General features: G+C 59.2%; 3 protein-coding genes and 1 pseudogene. 2 read left to right on the forward strand and 2 right to left on the reverse strand.

Annotated elements, in window-relative coordinates; all coding sequences use genetic code 11:
* Positions 1–150 precede the first annotated feature (150 nt).
* The gene (locus B5G42_RS17235) at positions 151–1224 is read right to left on the reverse strand and encodes a tetratricopeptide repeat-containing glycosyltransferase (protein WP_087273071.1); all 1074 of its coding nucleotides are present in this window, start codon (positions 1222–1224) and stop codon (positions 151–153) included.
* 57 nt (positions 1225–1281) lie between these two features.
* Complete coding sequence (locus B5G42_RS17240; protein WP_206406212.1) at positions 1282–1689, reverse strand: hypothetical protein; 408 nt, start codon at positions 1687–1689, stop codon at positions 1282–1284.
* A 351-nt stretch (positions 1690–2040) separates the two neighbouring features.
* Here B5G42_RS17240 and B5G42_RS17245 point away from each other — a divergent pair, with 351 nt between their 5' ends.
* Positions 2041–3507, forward strand: coding sequence for a ParB/RepB/Spo0J family partition protein (locus B5G42_RS17245; protein ID WP_087188062.1), 1467 nt, complete (start codon positions 2041–2043; stop codon positions 3505–3507).
* Between the two features lie 63 nt (positions 3508–3570).
* A pseudogene (locus B5G42_RS17250) lies at positions 3571–4757 on the forward strand (hypothetical protein); the annotation flags it as partial.

Genomic DNA, 4757 nt, shown 5'->3' on the forward strand with positions numbered 1-4757 from the left:
AATCTCTATTACATCACGATCTTTTTTTCCACGTTCCAGCATCTCCCTCACCTCCACCTCTATCTTATCTCATCTAAATGAAAAAGCCCAGCTTTTGCTGGACTTTTTCGACAGGCTGAGACCGGCATCCAAAAGGATGCCGGTCTTCTCTTACATACGGCTCAAAAGTTCCACGTTGCCCGCCAGCCGGGGATCGGCAGGGGAGAGGACCAGGGCCTTTTGCGCTTCCTCCCGAGCGGGGCCGATGCGCCCGGTGCGGAAATAGGCCTGGCACCGCAGGTCGTGGGGAAGTGGCCCCCAGGCCTCCGCCTCACAGATGTAGGTATCAGGCCGGACGGTGATGGCCAAAGCGACACCGGTAAAATACAGCACCCCGTCCCAGTTCTCCTGCTGATAGCACAGGGTAGCCAGATCCATCCAGGGCTCCCGCAGATGGGGGGCCTCGGCGGCGGCCCGGAAAAACCAGCTTCTGGCCTGGGCAGGGTCCCCCTTTTGTATGTAGGACTTGGCAATGTACCGCATGGAGGCCGCCCGCTCATCCTTCCAGGTGGCGGTGGGCATGGACAGGTGCCGCTTGAGGGTGGCAATGCAGTCGTCCCACCGGCTATGGAAAAAATACTCCCGGCCCAGATAGTGGGCGTTGCGGTCGTCCTCCGGCTCCTCCTGTACCGACAGCTCCAGCAGAGGGAGATACTGGCCACGGGATTTGGAGGGATCAGGGTGGTGGTCCAGCTGCACCCCCAGCGCTGTTACCATGGGGCCGGGCTGACCAGGCTCCTCCCAGCGCAGGATCTCATGAACCGGATGAACCCAGCGGTAACCGTGGCGGCGGTGGATCTTCTCGTACCAGAACACCACGCCCTCGGCTCCATCGGGCCGGAAGGACCAGGTGTAGCGGTACCGGGCCTGACCTGCGCCGGGCATCCATGCCGCCTCCAGGGCTGCCCGCCAGCCGGGATGGAACACTTCGTCCAGATCGGTACACACGCAGATATCGGCGTCCTCATCCACCAGGTTCAGAGAACGGTTGCGGGCAGTGTCGAACCGCCAGGGAGAAATGGTTTCCACGGTGACAGCGGCTCCTCGGGCCTCCAAACGGGCCACGGTGTCGTCGGTGGAGCCGGTGTCCAGCACCACCACCTGATCGGCCTCCGACATGGAGTCCATCCAACGGTCCACAAACTGGGCCTCATTCTTGCAGATGGCGTAGACTACAATTTTCATAAGTGCCTTCTCCTTTCACAGAAGGAGAGGGGGGCAGACTGCCCCCCTCCCGCAGGATCAGGTTTCCATCAGACCGGCGGCCTTCAGATTCTGGATAATCTGGTTGATGGCGTTGATAGCGTCGGTCAGGCTGGCACTGGTTTGCAGGGTGGTGACCGTGGCGGCGGCGTTGGTCTCACCGGCAGGGCCGGTAGGCCCGGTGGGGCCAGTAGGACCAGTAGCGCCAGCAGTGCCCGCGGTGCCGGCAGGGCCGGTGGGTCCGGTAGCACCAGCAGTGCCCGCAGTACCGGTAGGACCGGTGGGTCCGGTAGGTCCGGTTGCACCGGCAGTACCCGCGGTACCGGCAGGTCCGGTGGGGCCAGTAGGACCGGTAGCGCCATCGGGGCCGGGGATACCCTGAGGTCCGGTAGGACCGGTAGCGCCGTCAGGTCCGGGAATACCCTGAGGGCCAGTGGGTCCGGTCACACCTGCCGCGCCGGTGGGTCCGGTGGGTCCGGGGGTGGCAGGTCCGGTAGGTCCGGTGGGCCCGGTGGGTCCAGTAGGGCCGGTAGCACCGGTTGCACCGGAACCGGCAGGCCCGGTAGGCCCGGTCGGGGCGATGTTATTAGGAAAGTGGCTATAACCCTTGAAAATCAAGGGAATATTAAAAAATAAAATCTATCACATTACGCAAAACGCCGTCCGTGGAGACCACCGGGCGGCGTTTTTGCATGGAGGTAGGTTTGAAGGAGGTGAGAAGTAGAAAAAATAGGCACAAAATTTTTGACTTTAATTTTGTGCAACACTCCAAAATTTATTTTTAAGAAGGAGGTAGCGATGGCAGACGAAAAAAAGACACCTGCGCCGGAGGAACCGGGTACCGGAAAATCCCCTGATGCGGGAAAAGCCACTCCAAATGCGCCTGCACAGGGAAAACCCAATACCCCGGAGAAACCGGAGGGCAGCCCTGTCGCAGATACGCCCCAGCCACCAGAGGAAAAAGCCCCGGAGAATAAATCCAAAACGGATGGACCGGACAAGGATGGGGCTGAGGTCGTTGTCCCTATTGAAAAAATCAGTGAATTGATTGCCCAGCGCAATCGGGCAGCACGGGAACAGGTCGAACAGACTGACACCACGAACAAAGCCCCGGAGGACACGCAGACGAGGTTGTTTGAAACAGCACCCACGCCAAAACGCGGTGGCCGCCCCCCCAAAGCTGCAAAAGAGCCAAAGGATAAACCGCCCCAGGAGAAAAAGCCCAGGGACAAAGTGTCCCAAGGCAAGCGGGGCAAGAATACCCCGGACAAGCCTGCCCCTGGTGGTGGCGGTGTTGGCGGCGCTCCTTCCATCCAAAATGATGCACCGACTCCCATAGTGGCTGAACCGGCTGCCCCGCCCCGTCCGGTGGAAGATCAGAAGGTCGTTTATTTGAAATTGTCCGAGCTGCACCCGTTCCACACCTTCCGCCCCCACCCATTCCAGGTGAGGGACGATGCGAAGATGAAAGAAACCGTTGCCTCGGTCAAGCAGATGGGCGTCATCACTCCTGCCACGGTGCGCCCGGAGAAAGATGGCAACGGCTATGAAATCATCGCCGGACATCGGCGCTGCCGGGCCAGTGAATTGGCCGGTCTGGAGGTACTTCCCTGTATCGTCCGTGAAATGACGGATCACGAGGCCATTCGGGAAATGCGGGACAGCAACAAGCAGCGTGACGGTATGCTCCCCACCGAGCTTGCCCGTCTGCTGGATCTGGAGATGGAGGACATCAAGCACCAGGGCGTTCCGCTCAAAAATGTGGCTGAGGGGGACATCGGAAAACGGTCTGCGGAGATCGTGGGTGAGGCCCACGGCATGAACTACAAAAAGGTCATGCGCTATATCCGGCTCAATTCCCTTGTGCCGGAATTGCAGGCTATGGTGGACGGCCACGAGGACGAAAACGGGAAACGGGTTAAAGGACTGGGCTTTATGCCCGCCGTGGAACTTTCCTATATTCGCCCCAAGAACCAGCAGCTTATCGCGGTGTCCATCGAAGGCGAGCAAGCATCCCCCTCTGTTGCCCAGGCCAAAAAGCTCCGGGAGCTGGACCAGCAGAACAAACTCACCGGCGATGTGATCGACGCAATTTTGAGCGAGGAAAAAAAGGAGGTTGGTCAAGTGATTATCAGCGCGGATGAATTGAGCAAGTATTTTGGTAAGGAGGTCACTCCCCGTCAGATGAAGGACCAGATCATGGCCCTGCTGGACGAGTGGAAGGAAAAGCAGCCGCCGGAGAAGAAGGCGGAACTGGAGAAGTAAGCCCTTGGGACAAAATGTCCCAGGGGCTTTTCTGATTTCTGCGACAAATTTAGGAGGTGCAATTTGAAAGACAATCATCATTCCCCCCGGAGGCTGACGGCCCTCCTTCTGGTCGTAGCCGTCATGCTCTCCCTCGTCCCCTCGGCCTTTGCCGCCCAGCAGAACAGCTACCATGACCCGGCGGAGCATTGGCAGGAGGCGCTGAACCGTACCAACGAACTGGACGCAAACTCGGTGGTGACGGTGGAAACCTTTGATTGCTGTATTTGTGACAAGGCCACCGCCTTTGAGGTGTTCCGTGTTCCCGAGTACACCCGCAATGGGGAAACGGCGCTGACCCGAAATGTCAAGTATTCGGACGGCACCTGTCTGGACGGCAAGAGCAAGGGCGATCTTCTGGACGGCACCCCCGGCCAGGACGCCTACTATACCGGCTATCACTGGACGAAAGCCGTCTGCGAGGTCTGCGGCACCATCAACAGCAACATGGGCGCTACCAGTTACGCCTGCAACAAGAATGTGTATTGGCTCTATGACTGCGCGGCAGACTTCTTTGAGACGCTGCCGGAAAGCAAAACCATTGAGCAGGCAGATCGTAATTTCCACCGTGTCATTACTACCAGCGGTGAATACTGCGCGTTCTGTTATGGCACCTACAAGGAGGAAAGTTCCACCTTGGAGCGGCACCACATGGAAACGGCCATCCGCCCGGAGCTGGCCCATGACCGCTTTGTGGAGATGTCCACCTGTGCCGACTGCGGCTATGCTGAAACTGCCTACACCGCCGCCAAGTCTGTTGTGGCAGACTATTTCGGCGTGGTGGACGGCCAGCCCCATACTGTCACCGTGTCCGATCTCTCCGAGGCAGGTGTCACCACCGCCATCCGCTACGGCCACACGGCGGATGGCTGCACCCTGACCAGCGCCCCCAACTATACCGAGGCCGGGGACTATGCGGTGTACTATGAGATCACTTACACCTACAAGAACACCGACATGGTTGAGGACGGCGTGGCCTATGTCCATCTGCGAGACGAAAGTACCGAGGAAACCGAGGGAGACGGCACCTGTGGTGAGGATCACAACTGGACCCTGCTGGACAGCGTGAACCCCACCTGCCTGACCCTGGGCTATGACCGCTACCTGTGTGTGGACTGCGGCAAGATTGAAAAGCGGGACTATGAGGCTGCCCTGGGTCATGCGTTCCAGAGTGTTGTGATTCGGGACGCCACCTGCGAGGCTCCCGGCAA

This window comes from Flavonifractor sp. An91 (assembly GCF_002159225.1).
Taxonomy (GTDB): Bacteria; Bacillota; Clostridia; order Oscillospirales; family Oscillospiraceae; genus Flavonifractor; species Flavonifractor avicola.

Bases quoted from the DNA above. Each gene is read 5' to 3' on its own strand.
- B5G42_RS17235 (WP_087273071.1), bottom strand. From the start codon at position 1,224: ATGAAAATTGTAGTCTACGCCATCTGCAAGAATGAGGCCCAGTTTGTG.
- B5G42_RS17245 (WP_087188062.1), top strand. From the start codon at position 2,041: ATGGCAGACGAAAAAAAGACACCTGCGCCGGAGGAACCGGGTACCGGA.